Here is an 18,216-nt window from a genome sequence, read left to right on the forward strand (position 1 = left end):
TTAACCACGGTCGCCTGCCCCGGTGAACGGAAGGTGAACGAGGGGGGAACATCGGCCCGGACAGGCGCGTCCGGACGGCGGTCGGTCCCCGCCCGGTGCGGGCGGGGGTCGACCGTCTCGGCGTCGCGACGAGCCGAGGAGGCGCGGGTCAGGCGGCCGGGCCGTGCGTCTCGATCGCGACGAGCGCCGTGTCGTCGACCGAGACGTGCAGGACCGTGAACTCGGCCGTGCCGAGCGACGAGGCACGGCGCAGGTCGACGCGGTCACCCCCCTTGGTGCCCAGCGAGATCTGGCGGATGACCTCGGGCAGTACCGGGCCGTGGCTGCAGATGACGGCCGCGGCCTTCTTCTTGAGGCGCTTCTTGACGACCCCGGCGACGTCGTCCGTGCCCTGCTCGAAGGCGTCCTGGCTGATCGCGTCGGTCTGCTTGACGCCGACCCGAGTCAGCTCGGAGAGGGGCTCGAGGGTGGCCAGGCAGCGCGCCGCCGTGCTGCTGACGATGCGGGTGGGGGCCCAGGCCGCGATGACGGGGGCGACCGACCTCGCCTGGCGGCGGCCCTGGGGCAGCAGGGGGCGCGTGGCGTCCGAGCCGTGCCAGTCGGACGGCGAGGTCGTCTTGGCGTGGCGGAGGGCCACGATCGGGAAGGTGCGGGCCGTGCCCGTCGCCACCCGGTCGGCGAAGCGCTGCAGCACGTCGGCGTCGCGGGCGTAGGTCAGCATGGCCTTCGCCTTCTCGATGCCGACCCACTCGATGGCGGCGACCTCGTGGTTGGGCGTGAACGTCCCGGCCGCGGCGAAGGACTCGTCGGTCACCTCGGCGGACCAGTAGTGCACCACCTTGTCGCGACCGCCGGGCAGCAGGTACTCGGCCGTGCCGAGCGGGGCGCCAAGCGTCACTCGGTAGCCCGTCTCCTCGTGGATCTCGCGCACGGCCGTCTGCGGCGTCGCCTCGCCCGGGTCGACCTTGCCCTTCGGCAGCGAGACGTCGCCGTGGTGGTCGCGGTGGATCAGCAGCACCCGGACCTTGCCGTCGACGAGGCGCCAGCAGACGGCACCCGCGGCGACGACCGTCGTCGAGGTGATGGTCATCGCTTGGAGCGCTTCCGCTGCGTGATGGCCTTCATCTGGGCGTTCTGCAGATCGGTCAGCGAGCGGCCGTCGGCGTCACGCGCGTGGCGGGTCCAGGTGCCGTCGGCCTCGAGCCACCACGAGGCGGTCTCGTCCGACATCGCCTGCTCGAACAGGTCGGCGACCTCGGCGAGGTGGTCGGCCTGCGTCAGGCGCACCAGGGCCTCGACGCGACGGTCGAGGTTGCGGTGCATCATGTCGGCGCTCCCGATGAAGACCTGCGGGTCGCCGTCGTTGAGGAACCAGAACAGACGGCTGTGCTCGAGGTACCGCCCGAGGATCGACCGCACCCGGATGTTCTCGCTCAGGCCCGGCTCGCCCGGCTTGATGGTGCAGATGCCGCGCACCCAGACGTCGACGGGCACACCCGCCTGGCTCGCCTTGTAGAGGGCGTCGATGATCTGCTCGTCGACGATGGAGTTGATCTTGATGCGGATGCCGGCGGGTCGGCCGGCCTGGGCGTTCTCGATCTCGTTCTGGATCTGCTTGAGCAGACCTCGGCGGAGGTAGCGGGGGGCCACGAGCAGTCGCTTGAACTTCTTCTCGATCGCGTAGCCCGACAGTTCGTTGAACAGGCGCGTCAGGTCTTTTCCGACCTGGTCGTCGGCGGTGAAGAGCCCCATGTCTTCGTAGATGCGGCTGGTCTTCGGGTTGTAGTTGCCCGTTCCGATGTGCGTGTAGTGCTTGAGCGTGCCCTTCTCCTGGCGGATGACCAGGGCGAGCTTGCAATGGGTCTTGAGCCCGACGAGGCCGTAGACGACGTGCACGCCGGCCTTCTCGAGCTTGCGGGCCCAGGTGATGTTGTTCTGTTCGTCGAACCGCGCCTTGACCTCGACCAGCGCGAGGACCTGCTTGCCCGCCTCGGCGGCGTCGATGAGCGCCTCGATGATCGGGCTGTCGCCGCTGGTGCGGTAGAGGGTCTGCTTGATGGCCAGCACGTTGGGGTCGGCCGCGGCCTGTTCGAGGAACGCCTGCACGCTGGTCGCGAACGACTCGTACGGGTGGTGCACGAGGATGTCCTGCCGGGCGATGCTCGCGAACATGTCGGGCTTCATGTTCGGCTCGGTCTGCTGCAGCTGCACGGCGGTGGTCGGCAGGTGCTTGGGGTACTTGAGGTCGGCCCGCGGCATCTTCGTGATCTCGAACAGGCCGGCCAGGTCGAGCGGGGCCGGCAGCTTGTAGACCTCTTGATCGGTCACGTCGAGTTCGCGCACGAGCAGCTCGAGCGTGACCGGGTCCATGTCGTCGGTGATCTCGAGGCGGATCGGCGGACCGAACCGGCGGCGCAGCAACTCGCGCTCGAGGGCCTGGATGAGGTTCTCCGACTCGTCCTCGTCGACCTCGACGTCCTCGTTGCGGGTGACGCGGAACACGTGGTGCTCGACGACCTCCATGCCGGGGAAGAGGTCTTGCAGGTGGTTGGCGATCAAGTCCTCGAGGGGGATGAACCGCACGCGCCCGCTGTCGTTGTCGGGCAGCTGCACGAAGCGCGGCAGCATCTGCGGCACCTTGAGGCGCGCGAACTCCTGTCGCATCGTCTTGGGGTTGCGGACGCGGATGGACAGGTTCAGGGACAGCCCCGAGATGTAGGGGAAGGGGTGGGCCGGATCGACGGCCAGCGGCATGAGGACCGGGAAGATCTGCTCGGCGAAGATCTCGCGCATGCGGACCCGGTCGGCCTCTTCTAGGTCGGACCAGTTCTCGATGTGGATACCCGCGTCGTCGAGGTCGGGCTTGACGAGGTCGAGGAACGCCCGGGCGTGGCGTTCTTGCAGCTCGTGGGCCTTCCGGTTGATGTCGGCCAGCACCTCGTTCGGCCCGCGCCCCACGTTGGTCGGCACGGCGAGGCCCGTCGCGATGCGGCGCTTGAGGCCGGCGACCCGCACCATGAAGAACTCGTCGAGGTTGCTCGCGAAGATCGCCAGGAAGTTGGCCCGTTCGAGCAGCGGCGTGGTCTGGTCTTCTGCGAGCTCGAGCACTCGCTGGTTGAACGCGAGCCAGCTCAGCTCGCGGTCGAGGTAGCGCTCGGCGGGCAGGGTGCCGTCCTCGAAGCTGACGATCTCGTCGAAGTCGTCGAGGAAGTCGGGGGTGACGCCGGCGCCGTCGACGCGGGGTTCGCTGCTGTCCATCGCACCATCGTGCCACCCCCGACCGCCTCGCAGCGTCGTCCCGGGTAAACGCGAGATGACGTGTGGACACCCGGCCGCGGGGGAGGAGCGGTCGAGGGGACGACGACGCCCCCGCCGGGTGGGCGGGGGCGTCGTCGTACTGGTGGTGTCGTGCCTACTTCTCTTCGTTCTTCAGGGCGAGGCCCAGGGCGAAGAAGGTCGGCGCCCAGTGGCCGATGAAGATGCCCCAACGGTCGGACTGGGCCTTGTCGGACGAGTCCTTGCCCTGCGAGGCGATCCAGGCCACGAGGGCGATCACGATCGAGGCGAACCCGCCCCAGTAGGCGTGCTTGCTCTGGAGGCCGAGATCGGAAAGGAACTTGACGGGGTTCATGTTGTTCTCCTGACGATGGGATGCGTGCCTTGCGCGGTGCCTCAATCCACTCCCCGGTGCTGGGAGTGCGGTGGCAGGTCGGCTCGGACCCCAGGAGTAGGCGTCGCCGCCCCGCTTCTGTACCCCGGCTGTACCCCTTGGGTCAGGTGAGCGGCGTGGCGACGCTCGAGGTGAACGTGGCGCCGTCGGCGGTCACGTCGCTGATGAGGCCGCCCACCCGCACCGGCACGGGGGCGAGCGAGCCGTAGACGCCGCTGTTTCCCGCAGCATCGACGCCCTGGGCGGTGAAGGAGGCCGAGCCCGGAGTCGTGGTGCTCACCGTCCACCCGCCGTCCTGCCAGTCGCCGACGGTGAACTGCGGCGCGGACTCGAGAGTCCACTTCTGGCCGGACAGCGTGTACCGACCGGACTCCGTGTCGTACAGGCCGAAGCTGCAGCCCTCGGGACGCAGGTCGGTCGAGGCGATGCAGCCCGCCACCCAGGCGTCGACGGCCGCGGTCGCCGCCTCGGTGCCGGCGGGCGTGAGTGCGGTCGTGAGCAGGGTCGGTTGGGCGATGGCGTCGGCGCCTTCGACCACGGCCGTGGCGGCGGTCGCCGAGTACGACTCGTTCTCGGCGGCGAGGGCGACCTCGTAGCTGCCGGGGAAGGCCTTGAGGCTCACCGATCCGTCGGACCCCCGGGTCACGGGGGCCCCGTCGACGGCGATCTCCGCCGATGCCGGTCCGGCGACCTGCACCGAGACCGTGCCGAGGTCGACCGGCTGGAGCGCCCATCGGTCGAAGAAGAGCAGATCGCGCCCGTCGCGCACGAGCGTGAACTCCTGGGCGTGGGTCGACCCGTCGCCGCGGTGCACGACGGTCTCGACCTGCGCGTCGTCCCCGTCGGTCGAGACGGCACCCACCTGGAACCCGTCGACCCGGTCGCCGGCCGCGGCATAGGCCACGTCGGTCAGCAGCACGTCGCCCTTGGCGACCTCGGTGCCGTCGAGCGCGAGGGCGCGTTCGACCTCGCCGGCCTGGACGGCGCCGAGGTAGTCGCGGACGGTCGCCTCGGGCCGGTGGGAGGCGCTCATCGTGGCGAACGTCACGGCACCTGCCACGACCAGCACGAGCAGCAGGGCTGCTCCACCGATCAGGCCGATCAGCAGTCGTCGACGTCGTGCGGCCTCTTCGGGCGTCCTCGGTGCCGGGGGAGTCGGAGCCTGCGCGTACGCGAACTGCGAGGTCGGCTGTCCCGAGGCGTCGTACGGCTGCTGGTACGCCCCCTGCGGCTGTCCCTGGTCGCCCGGCTGCGGCGAGGAGCCGTAGAGCTGGTCCCCGTAGCCGGTCGCCTGGTGCGGGTTCCCCTCGGGCTGCTGCCCGTACGGCAGTCCCTGGTACGGGAACGCGGCGGGCTGCTCGTGGCCCCCGGCCGGTGCCCCGTCGTGCTGCGGCTCGTCGTGCCCCTGGTCGTCGCCGTCCGGTCTGGTCTGATCGGTCATGATGCCCCCTCGATCGCTGTCATCCGATCCGCAGCATATCGGTGGACCGGAGGGGCCCGCACCCCCCGAGGACGGGCCGTGCCCGGGCGGGGTTCAGCGGGTGAGGGTGTACTGCACGTCGACGGCGTGGTCCGTGAACCCGCGGGCCGCGTAGAGCCGGAGGGCGGCGGTGTTGTCCCCTTCGACGTACAGCGCCGCGGTGCCGGCACCGCGCTCGGCGAGGCGCGCGAACCCGGCGTCGACCACCGCGCCTCCGAGTCGTTCGCCCTGGTGGTCGGGCGAGACGCCGACCGCGTAGAACTCCCCGGGCTGGCCCTCGTCGAGCTTCAGCCAGCAGAAGGCCAGCAGGTCGTCGCCGCGCCAGAGCAGGAGGAAGTCGTCGGCGTCGAACCACGACTCGGCCTGCCGGGCGTCGAGGTCCGCCTGGACCAGCGAGCCTTGCTCGGGGTGGTCGGCGAACGCGCGGGCGTTGAGGTCGAGCCAGGCCTCGTCGTCGACTCCCGGCCGGAACGAGGCGACCCGGTCGGCGTCGCGGAGGCGGGGCGCACGGGGTTCGGCGGGGACGTCGGCACGCTGTTGCAGCAGGCGACGGGTCTCGGCGAGGCCGAAGCGCGCGGCGAGCACGCGGGAGCCGGGGTGGTCACCGTGTGCCCAGAACAGCAGCGGGCCCTCGGTCTCGTCGACGAGTCGTTGCAGCAACTCCGCACCGCGACCCTGTCGGCGGTCGTCGGGATGCACGACGAGCTCGGCCTCGCCCTCGCGCAGCACCGCCGCGGCGTGCGCGTCGCCGACGACGGTCGCGACGCCCGACCGGACGTCGACCAGGGTCTGGTCGGAGAACGGCGGGCTGCCGTCGGCCGTGGTGGCCGCTCGGGCGAGCGGGGGCACGAAGGAGGCGCCGGTCGCGTCGGCGGCGTCGGTCACCGCGACACCGTGCTCACGAGACGACCGCCTGGGCGTCGTCGTCGTAGACGTTGAACCGGTAGCCCACGTTGCGCACCGTGCCGATCAACGACTCGAGGTCGCCGAGCTTGGCCCGGAGTCGCCGGACGTGCACGTCGACCGTGCGCGTGCCGCCGAAGTAGTCGTAGCCCCAGACCTCGCTGAGCAGCTGTTCACGGGTGAAGACGCGGGAGGGATGCGTGGCGAAGAAGCGCAGCAGCTCGAACTCTTTGAAGGTGAGGTCGAGGGGGCGACCGTGCACCTTCGCCGAGTAGCTGGCCTCGTCGATGACGACACCGGAGGCGTGGATCTTCGAGCCGTTCTGCGACTGGGCGAGGCGACCGGTGACCAGTCGGATGCGGGCGTCGATCTCGGCGGGGCCGGCCGTCTCGAGGATGACGTCGTCGACGCCCCACTCGCTGTTGACGGCGGTCAGTCCGCCCTCGGTGAGCACCAGGACGAGCGGCACCGTGACGCCCGTGGTCCGCAGGATCTTGCAGAGCGACTTGGCGCTGGCGAGGTCGACGCGGGCGTCGACGAAGATCAGGTCGCTCGAGGGGGCGTTCACCAGTTGCGCGGGTTCGGCCGGGATCTGCCGGGTACGGTGGCTGAGCAAGGCGAGAGACGGCAGGACCTCGGGGCCGCCCGCAGACGTCAGTACCAAGAGCTGCGCCACACGACCTCCAGTGAATGTACTGTCGAGCAGTCTAAAACATGAGACCCCGCCACTCCGACCATCCGATGCTAGGGCAGGTCGGCAGAACGGCGGACACGAACGAGGGACGAACGGTGCAGACAGGCGAACGAGACGTCGACGCGACGACGGCACGGCTCAAGCCGATCACGGTCGTCCCGGTCTGGGCCGCCACGCTCGTCGTGGCCGTGCTGATCGGCCTGCGGTCGCCCGCCTCCGAGTACTGGGACCACGTCGTCCTGGCCCTCGGCGGGGCCATCGTCCTCACCTTCGTGCTGCAGCTCGCCACGAGCCAGAAGGACGGCCTGGTCTCACGCACGATGCTCAGCACCTGCGGCAGCCTGGTGATCCTGGCCGTCGTGACGGGCGTCTTCGCACTCGTCTGAACGCCCGACCCCCGGCTCGTCTGAACGGTCGCCCCGAAGGACTGGGCACGTCCGCGGTCGCCGGGTAGGCTCGACGGCATGGATTCCCTGCTCGCACTCGAGGTGTTCTACATCGGGCTCCTCGGCCTCGCCACCCTCGCCATCGGCTTCGTCTCGGTCGTCGTCCTGCTCAAGTTGTTCAAGGGTCAGCGCTGACCGCTCCATGATCGACATCCCCACCGACCTGCCGTCCGAGCTCGTCCCCCTTTCCTGGTTGATCGGCGTCTGGCAGGGCACCGGCGTCGTCGACTACAAGATCGGCGAGGGCGACCCCGACTCCGAACCGGGCACCGAGCGTCGCACCCACGAGTTCGGGCAGCGCATCAGCTTCAGCCACGACGGCCTGCCGTTCCTCAACTACAGCTCGTTCACCTGGCTGCTCGACGACGAGCACACGCCACTGACGAGCGAGACGGGCTACTGGCGGCTCGAACGTCCGGCCGAGCCGGGTGACCGCGGCCCGGGCATGCTGCCCGGCGTCGGAGTCCAGCCCTTCACGTCGGCCCGGGCGGTCGAGATCCTCCGCACGCCCGACGACGGCTTCGGCCTCGAGGTGCAGATCGCCCACCCGACCGGCGTGAACGAGCTCTACCTCGGTCGGGTCAAGGGGCCGCGGATCGACCTCGCGACCGACGCCGTCGTCCGGTCCAGCAACGCGAAGGAGTACTCGGCGGCCACCCGCATGTACGGCCTCGTCGAGGGCAAGCTCTTCTGGGCATGGGACATCGCGGCCCTCGGGCAAGAACTGCGCTCGCACGCATCCGGGCAGCTGGCGCGCGTTGACTGACGTCGGCGGCCCGTCCCTCGACGCCAAGGGCCCCGTGGTCTCGCCCTTCTCAACCCGTGACGGCTTCGTCGACGACGGCTCGGGCGTGGCGTCCCACTACGGCAATCCGCTCGGCGAACAGCGACTGCTCGCCCGGGGAGCGGCGATCGTCGACCTCTCCGATCGTGGCGTGCTGACCGTCACGGGGCCGGACCGGCTCAGCTGGCTCAACTCGCTGACGAGCCAGGCCCTGGTCGGTCTCGCGCCGGGCGTCTCGACCGAGACCCTGCTGCTCGACGCCAACGGCCGCCTCGAGCACGCCGCCCGCGTCCTCGACGACGGCGAGACCACCTGGCTGCTCGTCGACCGCTCCGAGGTCGAACCGCTCGGCACCTGGCTCGACCGGATGCGCTTCATGCTGCGCGTCGAGGTCGTCGACCGCACGGCCGACGTCGCGACGATCGGCTCGATGCACGACCTGCTCGACGGCTCCGACGGCTCCGACGGCTCCGACGGCCCTGACGGCTCCGCTCCGCTCGTCCCGGTCCTGACGTCACACGACACGGCGCTCGTCTGGGTCGACCCCTGGCACGAAGTCGCGGCCGGCGGTCACAGCTACGCCGACTCCGACCGTCACCCGGGTCACGACTGGACCTACCGCGAGAGCCTCGTCCGGCGCTCCGACCTCGACGCCCTCGCCGCGTCGCCGGCCGACCGGCTCGCCGTCGCGGGCACCCTCGCCCTCGAGGCCCTGCGCATCGAGGCCTGGCGTCCCCGGCTCTCGACCGAGGTCGACGAGCGGACCATCCCGCACGAGCTCGACTGGATGCGCAGCGCCGTCCACCTCACCAAGGGTTGCTACCGCGGGCAAGAGACCGTCGCCAAGGTGCACAACATCGGTCACCCGCCGCGTCGGCTCGTCATGCTCCACCTCGACGGCAGCGACGGCGTGCTGCCCCAGCGCGGTGCCGAGGTCGTGCTGGCCCCGGTCGACGGCGGTGCCCCCGACGCAGCCGCCACCGCAGGAGGCGCGGTGTCCGATCCCGAGGCGACCGCACCCAAGTCGGTCGGGCACGTCACGAGCGTCGCCCTGCACCACGAGCTGGGCCCGGTGGCCCTCGCGCTCGTCAAGCGCGGCACCGACGAGGCCGCACCGCTGGCCGTCGTCGTCGACGACCTGATGATCGCCGCTGCGCAAGAGATCGTCGTGCCCGCCTCGGCCGGTGCCGCCGCAGGCGTTCCCCGGTTGCCGCGCCTCGGCGCCGTCCGCCGCTGACGGCCTGGTGACGCGGTGCACCCGGGCCCGGTCGTGACCGGGCCGACGCGCGGCGGCGGGCTGCGACGCGGCTGGCACCGCGCCTCCTCGTCCTTCGACGTGCGCGACGCGACAGCGCGGACGATCGCGTCCGGTCCGGCGATCGTCCAGATCGTGCTCGCCGTGGCGGGGGCCTACGCCATCACGCACTACGGACTCGGGCACGCGATCCCCCTGCTGGCCGTGACCGTCACGATCTCGTCACTCGGCCTGGCCCGTGACGCCCGTCCGCGTCGGGTGCTCGAGAACGCGGTCGGCGTGCTCATCGGCATCGCGCTCAGCGAGGTGCTGCTCATGGTGGTGGGCAAGGGGCTGTGGCAGATCGCCCTGGTGCTGTTCGTGACGCTCCTCGTCGCCCGGTTCTTCTCGTCGAGCAGCGCCTTCGCCGCGGCCGCCGCGACCCAGTCGATGCTCGTCATGCTGCTGCCCGACCCCGACGGCGGGGCGTTCGTCCGCAGCATCGACGGCGCGGTCGGGGGAGCGGTGGCGTTGCTCGTCACGGCGATCGTGCCGCGCGACCCGGTCGGCCTGGCCCGCCACGACGCCCGGCGCCTGTTCGACGAGCTCGACCGGGCCTTCGCGGCGCTCGTCGGCGCCCTCCGCACCGACGACGCCCCGCGGGCCGACGACGCCCTCGAGAGGTTGCGGTCGACCCAGCCGGTGCTCGACGACTGGTCGTCCACCCTCGAGTCCGCCGAGTCGATCGCGCGGCTGTCACCGTTCCTCCGCTCCCGGTTGCCCGACCTGCGGCAGCAGGCGACGGTCCGGCGCTACGTCGACCTCGCCGTGCGCAACCTGCGCGTGGTGGCGCGACGGCTCGACACGCAGCTCGGCGACGGCGTCGACCGGTCGGCCCTGGCCGACCTCCTCGAGTCGACCTCGCGCGCGGTCGCCGTGCTGGGCCGGTCGATGCACGACGTCGAGCAGCGGCCCGTCGCCCGTGAGGCCCTGTCGGCCGTCGCCCGTCGACTCGATCCGACGGTCGTGCTGCCCGGGGCACCCGTGACCGAGGCGATGGTCGTGCTGATGCTGCGCCCGCTGCTCGTCGACCTGCTCATGGCCACCGGCCTGGACCACGACGAGGCCCGAGGCCGACTCGCCCACGTCTGAGGACACCCGCCCCGCCCCGCCCCGACCCGACCCGGCTCGCCCCGACCCACCCGACCGGGCTCGACCCGGCTCAGTCGCGCGGCGTCACGGCGGCCCAGGGCAGCGAGAGCTCGCCGAGCCGCCAGCGGGACCGCCCGCCGAGCACCGGCCAGCCCATGTCGCGGAGCCCCTGCACCGTCGCCAGCCACCGTTGGACCGGCCCGTAGACCGAGAGCGGGGCCGCCACCGCCCACTGCCGGTCGAGGTCGACGAGCAGGTCGTGCACGCGCTCACCCGGCACGTTGCGGTGGATCAGGGCCTTGGGCAGCCGTTCGGCCACGATCGAGGGCAGCTCGAGCCCGGCCAGGCGCAGCGAGATCGTGAACGTCGTGGGCCCCTCGGGGGTCACGTCGATCCAGCTCGCGACCCGCCCCACCTCGTTGCAGGTGCCCTCGACGAGGACGCCTCCGGGCTGCAGCCGGCCGGTCATCAACGCCCAGGCGTCGGCGACCTGGGACTCGTCGTACTGCCGGAGCACGTTGAACGCCCGGATCACCGCGGGTCGCCGGTCGCCGTCGAGCGGCACCTCGAAGCCGCCCCGCCGGAAGCTCACGCCCGGCCGCGCCGAGAGGCTCGCCAGCCGGACGCGCTCGGGCTCGATCTCGATGCCCACGACCTCGACGTCGTCTCGCACCTTCAGGAGGCGCTGGTGCAGTTCGAGAGGAGTCGTCGCGCTCGCCCCGTACCCCAGGTCGACGACGAGCGGGTCGTCCGCCCGCCGGAACGACGGGTGCGCGGCGATCCAGCGATCGACGCGGCGCAGGCGGTTGGTGCCGGTCGTCCCTCGCGTGACGGAACCGATGGGCATGAGCCAAGTCTGCCATCGGGCCGTCGCGATACGCTGGCGGCATGACTTCGACCCTCATCCTCCTGCGTCACGGCAACAGCGAATGGAACGCGAAGAACCTCTTCACCGGATGGGTCGACGTGCGGCTCACCGAGCAGGGCCGCGCCGAGGCCAAGCGGGCCGGCGAGCTGCTGCGCGAGGCCGACCTGCTGCCCGACATCCTCTACACGTCGCGCCTGACCCGGGCGATCCAGACCGCCGACATCGCGCTCGAAGAGGCCGACCGGCTCTGGATCGACGTCAAGCGGTCGTGGCGACTCAACGAACGCCACTACGGCGCCCTGCAGGGCAAGGACAAGGCCCAGACGCTCGAGCAGTACGGGCCCGAGCAGTTCCAGACCTGGCGTCGCTCGTTCGACGTGCCGCCGCCCCCGCTCGACGACGACAGCGAGTTCTCGCAGGCGCACGACAAGCGCTATGCCGAACTCGGCATCGACGCGCCGCGCACCGAATCCCTCGCCCTCGTCATCGAGCGCATGCTGCCCTACTGGCACAGCGACATCACCGAGAGCCTGGCCGCCGGTGACGTCACCCTCGTCGTCGCACACGGCAACTCGCTGCGCGCGCTGGTGAAGCACCTCGACGGCATCGGCGACGACGAGATCGCCGAGCTGAACATCCCCACGGGCATCCCGCTCGTCTACGAGCTCGACGACGACTTCGTGCCCACCGGCCCGGCCCGCTACCTCGACCCCGAGGCCGCCGCCGCCGGTGCCGCCGCCGTCGCGAACCAGGGCAAGAAATAGCGCCTCCCGACGTTCCCGCGCCCCGCGCCCCGTTCTCGGGGGCGTGGGGCGCTTCGGCGTCCGGCACCCCCGGCACCACAGGGTTCGGGGCGGTCGTCAGACGAACCGCTCGCTGATCTGCACGACCAGGTCGTCCATGTCGACGGGCGTGCTCGTGTCGACGCGGATCACGGGCCAGTCGCCGAGTGGCTCGGCCGCGGCGGCCCACGTCGGCCACGAGGCCCGGGCCGATTCGACCGTGCCGTGGGCCGGGTGCCGGCCGCCGGCCGCGAGCCGGTCGACCACGCGCTGCAGCGCCGTGTCGGGGTCGACGTCGCACCACACCTCGACCGTGCGGGGCGACCCGGCACGCTCGACGCCGGCCCGGGCGAACTCGAGGTCGCGCTCCCGGTGCCAGAAGGCGTCGACGACGACACCCGCCTCGACCTCGCCCGCCATCGCCCAGACGGTGTCCATCGCGATGCCGCCGAGGGCCTCGGGGGCGATCATCGGCCCGGCCAGGTCGACCAGCGCCTCCTTGACGGGGTCCTTCGCGAGCAGCGGGCACCCGAGCACCCCGGCGAGCGTGGCCGAGAGGGTGGTCTTGCCCGATCCGGGCAGACCGTTGACGAGGATCGCGACTGAAGCCATGTCCCCATCCTCGCGGACGGCGAAGGCCCGACGGGACGCAGGAGGGGGGGGGGGGGGGGGGGGGGGGGGGGGGGGGGGGGGGGGGGGGGGGGGGGGGGGGGGGGGGCGGGGGGGCGGGGGGGGGGGGGCGCCGGGGGGCGCCCCCGCCGGGGGGGGGGGGGCCGCGGCCCCCCCCCCCCCCCCCCCCCCCGGGGGGGGGGGGCCCCCCCCGGGCCCCCCCCCCCCCCTTCTCTCGTTCCCCCTCGTCTCGTCCCGCCCCGCCGACAGGCTCGGTCGTCCGTGCGCCGGTCGCCCGGACGGATCACTCGACGTCGAGCGACGCCCCCCACCCGCACCCGTTCACCAGGCGATCCGACTTACCCTGGTAGACGATGCCCAGACTCGCCCGCACCACGGCGCCCGCACTGCTCGTGCTGGTGGCGTTCGCGTCCCTCCTCGCCGCTCTGAAGTTCGGCGGGGCGGCCGACGCGCCCCTCGTCGTCGACCCCGGCGAGGTCGTCCGCTACGGGCTGCCCATGGCCAAGATGCTGGGCAACGTCGGCGCCGCCCTCACCATCGGCACGCTCTTCCTGACCTGCTTCGCACTCACCCGACGCGAAGCGGAGTACGACCGCGCCATGGACGTCGCCGCCGCCGCGGCGGGGTTCTGGGCCGTCGCCTCGGCGATCACCACCTTCTTCACCTTCCTCAGCGTCGCCAACGTGCCGGTCACCTTCGACGACCAGTTCGGGCGGACGCTCGCGTTCTTCCTGACGAACACCGAACTCGGCATCGCCTGGCTGATCACGACGCTGATCGCGGCGACCGTCACGGTGCTCTGCTTCATCGTCCGCAACATCTGGTTGATCGTCGCCGTCACGGTGCTCGCCGCCGGCGGGCTCATCCCCATCGCCGAGCAGGGCCACGCGGCCGGCACGAGTGGCCACGACGCCGCCGTCACCGACCTCGCCCTGCACCTGGTCGGGGCGTCGGTCTGGCTGGGCGGCCTGCTCGCCATCGTGCTGCTGCGCGGGCACCTCTCGAGCGGGCGGCTGGCGATCGTGCTCGCGCGCTACTCGAGCGTGGCGATCGTCTGCTTCGTGGTCGTCGCGGTGTCGGGCATCGGCAGCGCCGCCATCCGCATCGGCGACTGGCCGGCCCTGACGTCGGGCTACGGCGTGCTCGTGCTGGTCAAGACGTTCGCCCTCGTCGCGCTGGGGTTGTTCGGCGTCGTGCAACGGCGCTGGCTCGTCGGCCGCCTCACGACCCACCCCAAGGCGACGACGAAGGCCTTCTGGTGGTTCGTCACCGCCGAGCTCGCGTTCATGGGGCTCGCCTCCGGCGTCGCCGCCGCACTGGCCCGGACGGCCACCCCGGTCGAGCAGGTCGCCGCAGCCGACCTGGCCGACCCGACCCCCGCGGTCATCCTCACCGAAGAGGCGCTGCCACCCGAGTTGACGCCGCTGCGCTACCTCACCGAATGGAACGTCGACCTGCTCTGGGGGCTGCTCTGCGCCTTCGGCGTCTTCTTCTACCTGGCCGGCGTCGTCCGCCTGCACCGCCGCGGCGACCGGTGGCCGGTCGGCCGCACCGTGTCGTGGGTGGCCGGCCTGGTCGTGTTGTTCTACATCACGTGCGGCGCCCCGAACGTGTACGAGGAGTACCTCTTCAGCACGCACATGCTCGCGCACATGGCACTGGGCATGCTCGTACCCGTGCTGCTCGTGCCGGGCGCGCCCGTGACGCTCGCGTTGCGCACCATCAAGAAGCGCAGCGACGGCACCCGTGGTGGCCGCGAGTGGATCATGATCCTCGTGCACTCCCGGTTCGCGACCTTCGTCAGCAACCCGATCATCTCGGCGGTGCTGTTCGCGGGCTCACTGTGGGCGTTCTACTACACGCCGTTGTTCAGCTGGGCGACGACCACGCACATCGGCCACTACTGGATGATCGTGCACTTCCTGATCACCGGCTACCTCTTCGTGCAGTCGATGATCGGCATCGACCCCGTCAAGGGTCGACTCCCCTACCCCGCCCGACTCGTCGTGCTGCTCGGGACCATGGCGTTCCACGCGTTCTTCGGCCTGGGCATCATGAGCGCCACGGGGCTCTTCCTCGCCGACTGGTACGGCGCCATGGGGCGCACCTGGGGCCCGACGCCGATGCAGGACCAGTACGTGGCCGGCGGCATCGCCTGGAGCGTCGGCGAGATCCCCACGATCGTCATGGCCATCGCCGTCGCCATCATGTGGAGCCGCAGCGACGGCCGAGAGGCCGTCCGCAAGGACCGCCAGGCCGAGCGCGACGACGACGCCGAGCTCCGGGCGTACAACGAACAGCTCGAGGCGCTGTCCCACCAGCGCGAGCGCACCCGCTGACGCGAGCCGTGAAACAGCAACGCACCGTGTTTCGTGCAGGGCACCGCGACTAGTCGGGGTGCGGTGCACGAAACGCGGTGCGCTGGTCGGGGCCGTAGGGCACGAGCCCCGAGGAGGCGCGGGTCGCGTCAGGCTAGCATCTCGCGCACCAGCGGGACGACCTTCGTGCCGTACAGCTCGATGCTGCGCATCATGAGCTCGTGCGGCAGGCGGCCCATGCTGTACCGCATGTCGAAACGCGTCGCGCCGAGCAGGCGCATGTTCTGCGCGATCTTCGTGGCGACGGTCTCGGGCGAGCCCACGTAGAGCGCGCCGGTCGAACTGGCGCTGGCCTCGTACTGCGCGCGGCTGTAGGGGGGCCAGCCGCGTTCGCGACCGAGCTGGTTCGTCTGCTCCTCTTGGTAGGGGAACAGCGCCTCCTTGGCTTCGGCATCGGTCTCGGCCACGAAACCGGGCGAGTGCATCGCGATCGGCTGGGAGTCGTGGCCGAACTCGCCGAGGGCGCGTCGGTAGAGGTCGGCGTACGGCGCGAACTGCGCCGGCTGGCCTCCGATGATCGCGAGGAAGAGCGGGAAACCGTAGTGCGCGGCCCGGATGACCGACTGCGGCGATCCGCCGACGCCGACCCAGGTGCGGATGGAGCCGCCTTCGGTCTTGGGGTAGACCTCTTGCGCGTCGAGGCCGGCGCGGACGGTGCCCGACCAGGTCGTCGGGCCCTCCTTCAGCAGCTCGGCGAAGAGCTGGATCTTCTCCTCGAAGAGCACCTCGTAGTCCTGCAGGTCGAGGCCGAAGAGGGGGAACGACTCCGTGAACGAGCCGCGGCCCAGGATGACCTCGGCACGGCCGTTCGAGATCGCGTCGACCGTGGCGAAGCGCTGGAACACGCGCACGGGATCGTCCGAGCTGAGGACGGTGACGGCCGAGCCCAGGTGGATGGTCTTCGTGCGGGCGGCGATCGCGGCGAGCACGACCTCGGGGGCCGAGACGGCGAAGTCCTTGCGGTGGTGCTCGCCGACGCCGATGAAGTCGAGACCGACCTCGTCGGCCAGGACGGCCTGGTCGACCAGGTTGCGGATGGCCTGGGCGTGCGTGACGGGGCTGCCGTCGAGGCGGTCGGTGATGTCGCCGAAGGTGTCGAGGCCGAACTCGAGGGGGTGTGCCATGCGGGTGCTCTCCTGATTCATACGTTCGCATCATTCTAGCCGATGGAGCGCGAGCGCGGGAGGGGGCCGGGCGCACGTGGCCGTGGCCCACCCGGTGCTGGGCGGGTGCCCGGGCGCCGGGGTGCCAGTGCGCCGGGTGCTCGTGCGCGGGGTGCCCGGGCGCGGGGTGCTCGGCGCCGGGGTCAGAGGTGGTCGAGCGGGTTCGCGGCGATCCGGTCGCGCATGCCGCCCCGGATCGTGCGGGCGGCCTCGGACCCGGGCTTCCAATGCGCCTGCGTCGACATCAGCCCGCCGAACTCGGCACCGAAGCCGTCGCGGGGCAGCCGCTCGACCAGGGCGGCGACCAGCTCGGCCGGCCAGTCCTCACCGCCCACCCCCGACACGTCGAGGCTCGTCGCCCGCTCGAGCAGGTGACCCTCGACGTCGAGGTCGGCCGAGACCGCGGGCCACATGTGCCGCACGATGACGTCGACCACTCGTTGCGACCGGTCGGACGACCACCCCGCCCCGGTCGCGAACACGCGGGCGACCTCTCCCCCGGCCCGCTCGAAGGGCTCGGCGTGACTGTCGAACGGGCCGGCCAGTCCGACGTCGTGCAGCGCCGCCGCCACGAACAGCAATTCGTGGTCGAAGGCCAGCCCCTCGCGTCGCCCCAGGGCCACGGCGAGCGCCGCCGAGCGTCGGCTGTGTGCGAGGAGGGCCGGGCTCGACACGACGGCGGCCGCCTCGAGGGCACGGGACGCGACGGGCGTAGGAGGCGCGAGCAGGTCGTCGAGGACGGCGGCGGTCGGTCGGGGCTCGGTGGTCGGTCGGGGCTCGGCGGTCATGGCAGGAACTCTACGAGTGGACACGTCCTGCCACGAGCGGCAGTCTGGCCACTACCCGTCGACATCCCGCCACACCGCCAGCCCGGTCAGGCCGCCCACCACACCGCCCGCCAGCCCGCCAGCCCGCCACGAAATAAACAGGCCGCCATCTTTTTGCGTGGCGGATTGTTTACTTCGTGGCGGAGTACTGGACATTCCCCGAGGAGCACCCATGCCGTTCCGCACCGTCGCCACGATCGTCGCCGACGGCGTCGCGCCGTTCGAGTTCGGCGTGCTCTGCGAGGTGTTCGGCCTCGACCGGACCGACGAGGGCGCGCCTCCGTTCGAGCACCGCATCGTGACCGAGCACCCGGGGCTCGTCCGCACGAACCAGGGCTTCTCGATCACGGTCGACCTCGACCTGGGCGCCGCGGCCGACGCCGACGTCGTCTGCGTGCCGGCCCTGTGGAACCGGCCCGACCAGGCCGAACTCGTCTCCCCGGCGGTGCGCGAACTGCTCGTCGCGGCCGAGGCGCGGGGGGCGTGGTTGCTCAGCGTCTGCAGCGGTGCGTTCGTCCTGGCCGAGGCCGGGCTGCTCGACGGCCGCCGGGCGACGACGCACTGGCGGTACTCCGACGCCCTGCAGCGGGAGCACCCCGCGATCGAGGTCGACGCCGACGTGCTCTTCGTCGAGGACCGCCGGATCATCACGAGCGCGGGCACGGCCGCCGGCATCGACGCCTGCCTGCACCTCGTCCGCCGCGAGCACGGCGCCGCCGCGGCGAACGTGATCGCCCGCCGGATGGTCGTGCCGCCGCACCGCGACGGCGGTCAGAGCCAGTTCATCAAGACGCCCCTCCCGGTCGAGGTCGACGACTCGCTCGCACCCCTGACCGACTGGATGCTCGGACATCTCCGCGACGACCTGAGCATCGAGGGGTTGGCCGCGAGGGCGCACATGTCGCCGCGCACCTTCGCCCGACGGTTCAAGGCCGAGCTGGGGGCGACGCCGGGGGCGTGGCTCACCCGCCAGCGCCTCCTGCGGTCGCAGGAGCTGCTCGAGGCGACGGGGCTCGGCATCGACGCGATCGCCGACGAGGTCGGCTTCGGTTCGGCAGCCGTCCTGCGACACCACTTCGCCCGCGTCCTCGGCACCACCCCGCGGGCCTACCGAGCGACCTTCGGCGGCGTCGACGACCTGCGCGACCTCGAGCGGGCCGGGGCGGCCACCGCCTGACCAGGACGGCCCTTGACAGGCCGATCCG

Annotated in this window: 17 protein-coding genes; 7 read left to right on the forward strand and 10 right to left on the reverse strand. The window is 71.7% G+C overall.

Annotated elements, in window-relative coordinates; genetic code table 11:
- Window positions 1-148 precede the first annotated feature (148 nt).
- From ACVJ1F_RS13780 to ACVJ1F_RS13805, 6 genes are all read right to left on the reverse strand, one after another.
- On the reverse strand, window positions 149-1,090 hold the full coding sequence (locus tag ACVJ1F_RS13780) for an NUDIX hydrolase (RefSeq protein WP_456886882.1): 942 nt from the start codon (window positions 1,088-1,090) through the stop codon (window positions 149-151).
- Window positions 1,087-3,258, reverse strand: coding sequence for an RNA degradosome polyphosphate kinase (locus tag ACVJ1F_RS13785; RefSeq protein ID WP_456886884.1), 2,172 nt, complete (start codon window positions 3,256-3,258; stop codon window positions 1,087-1,089). The genes ACVJ1F_RS13780 and ACVJ1F_RS13785 overlap by 4 nt, the downstream gene beginning before the upstream one ends.
- A 154-nt stretch (window positions 3,259-3,412) precedes the next feature.
- Complete coding sequence (locus ACVJ1F_RS13790) at window positions 3,413-3,631, reverse strand: hypothetical protein (RefSeq protein WP_054146872.1); 219 nt, start codon at window positions 3,629-3,631, stop codon at window positions 3,413-3,415.
- 142 nt (window positions 3,632-3,773) lie between these two features.
- Window positions 3,774-5,111: a hypothetical protein gene (locus ACVJ1F_RS13795; protein WP_456886886.1), complete on the reverse strand. Its 1,338-nt coding sequence runs from the start codon at window positions 5,109-5,111 to the stop codon at window positions 3,774-3,776.
- 93 nt (window positions 5,112-5,204) lie between these two features.
- Window positions 5,205-6,035 (reverse strand): mycothiol synthase, encoded by an 831-nt coding sequence (gene mshD / locus ACVJ1F_RS13800; protein ID WP_456886888.1) that lies wholly within the window; start codon window positions 6,033-6,035, stop codon window positions 5,205-5,207.
- A 13-nt stretch (window positions 6,036-6,048) separates the two neighbouring features.
- The gene (locus ACVJ1F_RS13805; protein ID WP_056043227.1) at window positions 6,049-6,729 is read right to left on the reverse strand and encodes a winged helix-turn-helix domain-containing protein; all 681 of its coding nucleotides are present in this window, start codon (window positions 6,727-6,729) and stop codon (window positions 6,049-6,051) included.
- Between the two features lie 113 nt (window positions 6,730-6,842).
- On the opposite strand from ACVJ1F_RS13805, the gene ACVJ1F_RS13810 reads away from it, so the two are divergent.
- The 4 genes from ACVJ1F_RS13810 to ACVJ1F_RS13825 all read left to right on the forward strand — a co-directional run bounded on the left by ACVJ1F_RS13810 (window position 6,843) and on the right by ACVJ1F_RS13825 (window position 10,363).
- Window positions 6,843-7,133 carry a hypothetical protein gene (locus ACVJ1F_RS13810; RefSeq protein ID WP_056043223.1) on the forward strand — a complete coding sequence of 97 codons (291 nt, stop codon included), beginning with the start codon at window positions 6,843-6,845 and terminating at the stop codon, window positions 7,131-7,133.
- Between the two features lie 202 nt (window positions 7,134-7,335).
- The gene (locus ACVJ1F_RS13815; protein WP_043597230.1) at window positions 7,336-7,959 is read left to right on the forward strand and encodes an FABP family protein; all 624 of its coding nucleotides are present in this window, start codon (window positions 7,336-7,338) and stop codon (window positions 7,957-7,959) included.
- A 34-nt stretch (window positions 7,960-7,993) separates the two neighbouring features.
- The gene (gene ygfZ / locus ACVJ1F_RS13820) at window positions 7,994-9,214 is read left to right on the forward strand and encodes a CAF17-like 4Fe-4S cluster assembly/insertion protein YgfZ (protein ID WP_456886970.1); all 1,221 of its coding nucleotides are present in this window, start codon (window positions 7,994-7,996) and stop codon (window positions 9,212-9,214) included.
- A gap of 33 nt (window positions 9,215-9,247) precedes the next feature.
- Window positions 9,248-10,363: an FUSC family protein gene (locus ACVJ1F_RS13825; RefSeq protein ID WP_456886891.1), complete on the forward strand. Its 1,116-nt coding sequence runs from the start codon at window positions 9,248-9,250 to the stop codon at window positions 10,361-10,363.
- A gap of 70 nt (window positions 10,364-10,433) precedes the next feature.
- Here the strand turns inward: ACVJ1F_RS13825 and ACVJ1F_RS13830 are convergent, their stop codons facing one another.
- Window positions 10,434-11,210: a hypothetical protein gene (locus ACVJ1F_RS13830; protein ID WP_056043213.1), complete on the reverse strand. Its 777-nt coding sequence runs from the start codon at window positions 11,208-11,210 to the stop codon at window positions 10,434-10,436.
- A 41-nt stretch (window positions 11,211-11,251) separates the two neighbouring features.
- On the opposite strand from ACVJ1F_RS13830, the gene ACVJ1F_RS13835 reads away from it, so the two are divergent.
- Window positions 11,252-11,995, forward strand: a complete 744-nt coding sequence (locus ACVJ1F_RS13835; RefSeq protein ID WP_159827656.1) for a phosphoglyceromutase — start codon at window positions 11,252-11,254, stop codon at window positions 11,993-11,995.
- 96 nt (window positions 11,996-12,091) lie between these two features.
- Here ACVJ1F_RS13835 and ACVJ1F_RS13840 read toward each other — a convergent pair whose 3' ends face one another.
- Entirely contained in the window at window positions 12,092-12,625 is a 534-nt protein-coding gene (locus tag ACVJ1F_RS13840; RefSeq protein WP_456886893.1) for an AAA family ATPase, read from the reverse strand.
- Window positions 12,626-12,996: 371 nt separating this feature from the next.
- On the opposite strand from ACVJ1F_RS13840, the gene ACVJ1F_RS13845 reads away from it, so the two are divergent.
- Window positions 12,997-14,982, forward strand: a complete 1,986-nt coding sequence (locus ACVJ1F_RS13845; protein ID WP_456886895.1) for a cytochrome c oxidase assembly protein — start codon at window positions 12,997-12,999, stop codon at window positions 14,980-14,982.
- Window positions 14,983-15,110: 128 nt separating this feature from the next.
- Here the strand turns inward: ACVJ1F_RS13845 and ACVJ1F_RS13850 are convergent, their stop codons facing one another.
- Together ACVJ1F_RS13850 and ACVJ1F_RS13855 are read right to left on the reverse strand one after the other, a co-directional pair.
- Window positions 15,111-16,145, reverse strand: a complete 1,035-nt coding sequence (locus tag ACVJ1F_RS13850; RefSeq protein ID WP_456886897.1) for an LLM class flavin-dependent oxidoreductase — start codon at window positions 16,143-16,145, stop codon at window positions 15,111-15,113.
- 182 nt (window positions 16,146-16,327) lie between these two features.
- Complete coding sequence (locus ACVJ1F_RS13855; protein ID WP_456886899.1) at window positions 16,328-16,972, reverse strand: HD domain-containing protein; 645 nt, start codon at window positions 16,970-16,972, stop codon at window positions 16,328-16,330.
- A 211-nt stretch (window positions 16,973-17,183) separates the two neighbouring features.
- On the opposite strand from ACVJ1F_RS13855, the gene ACVJ1F_RS13860 reads away from it, so the two are divergent.
- Entirely contained in the window at window positions 17,184-18,188 is a 1,005-nt protein-coding gene (locus tag ACVJ1F_RS13860) for a GlxA family transcriptional regulator (protein WP_456886901.1), read from the forward strand.
- Window positions 18,189-18,216: the final 28 nt, after the last annotated feature.

This window comes from Frigoribacterium sp. 2355, from assembly GCF_054060695.1.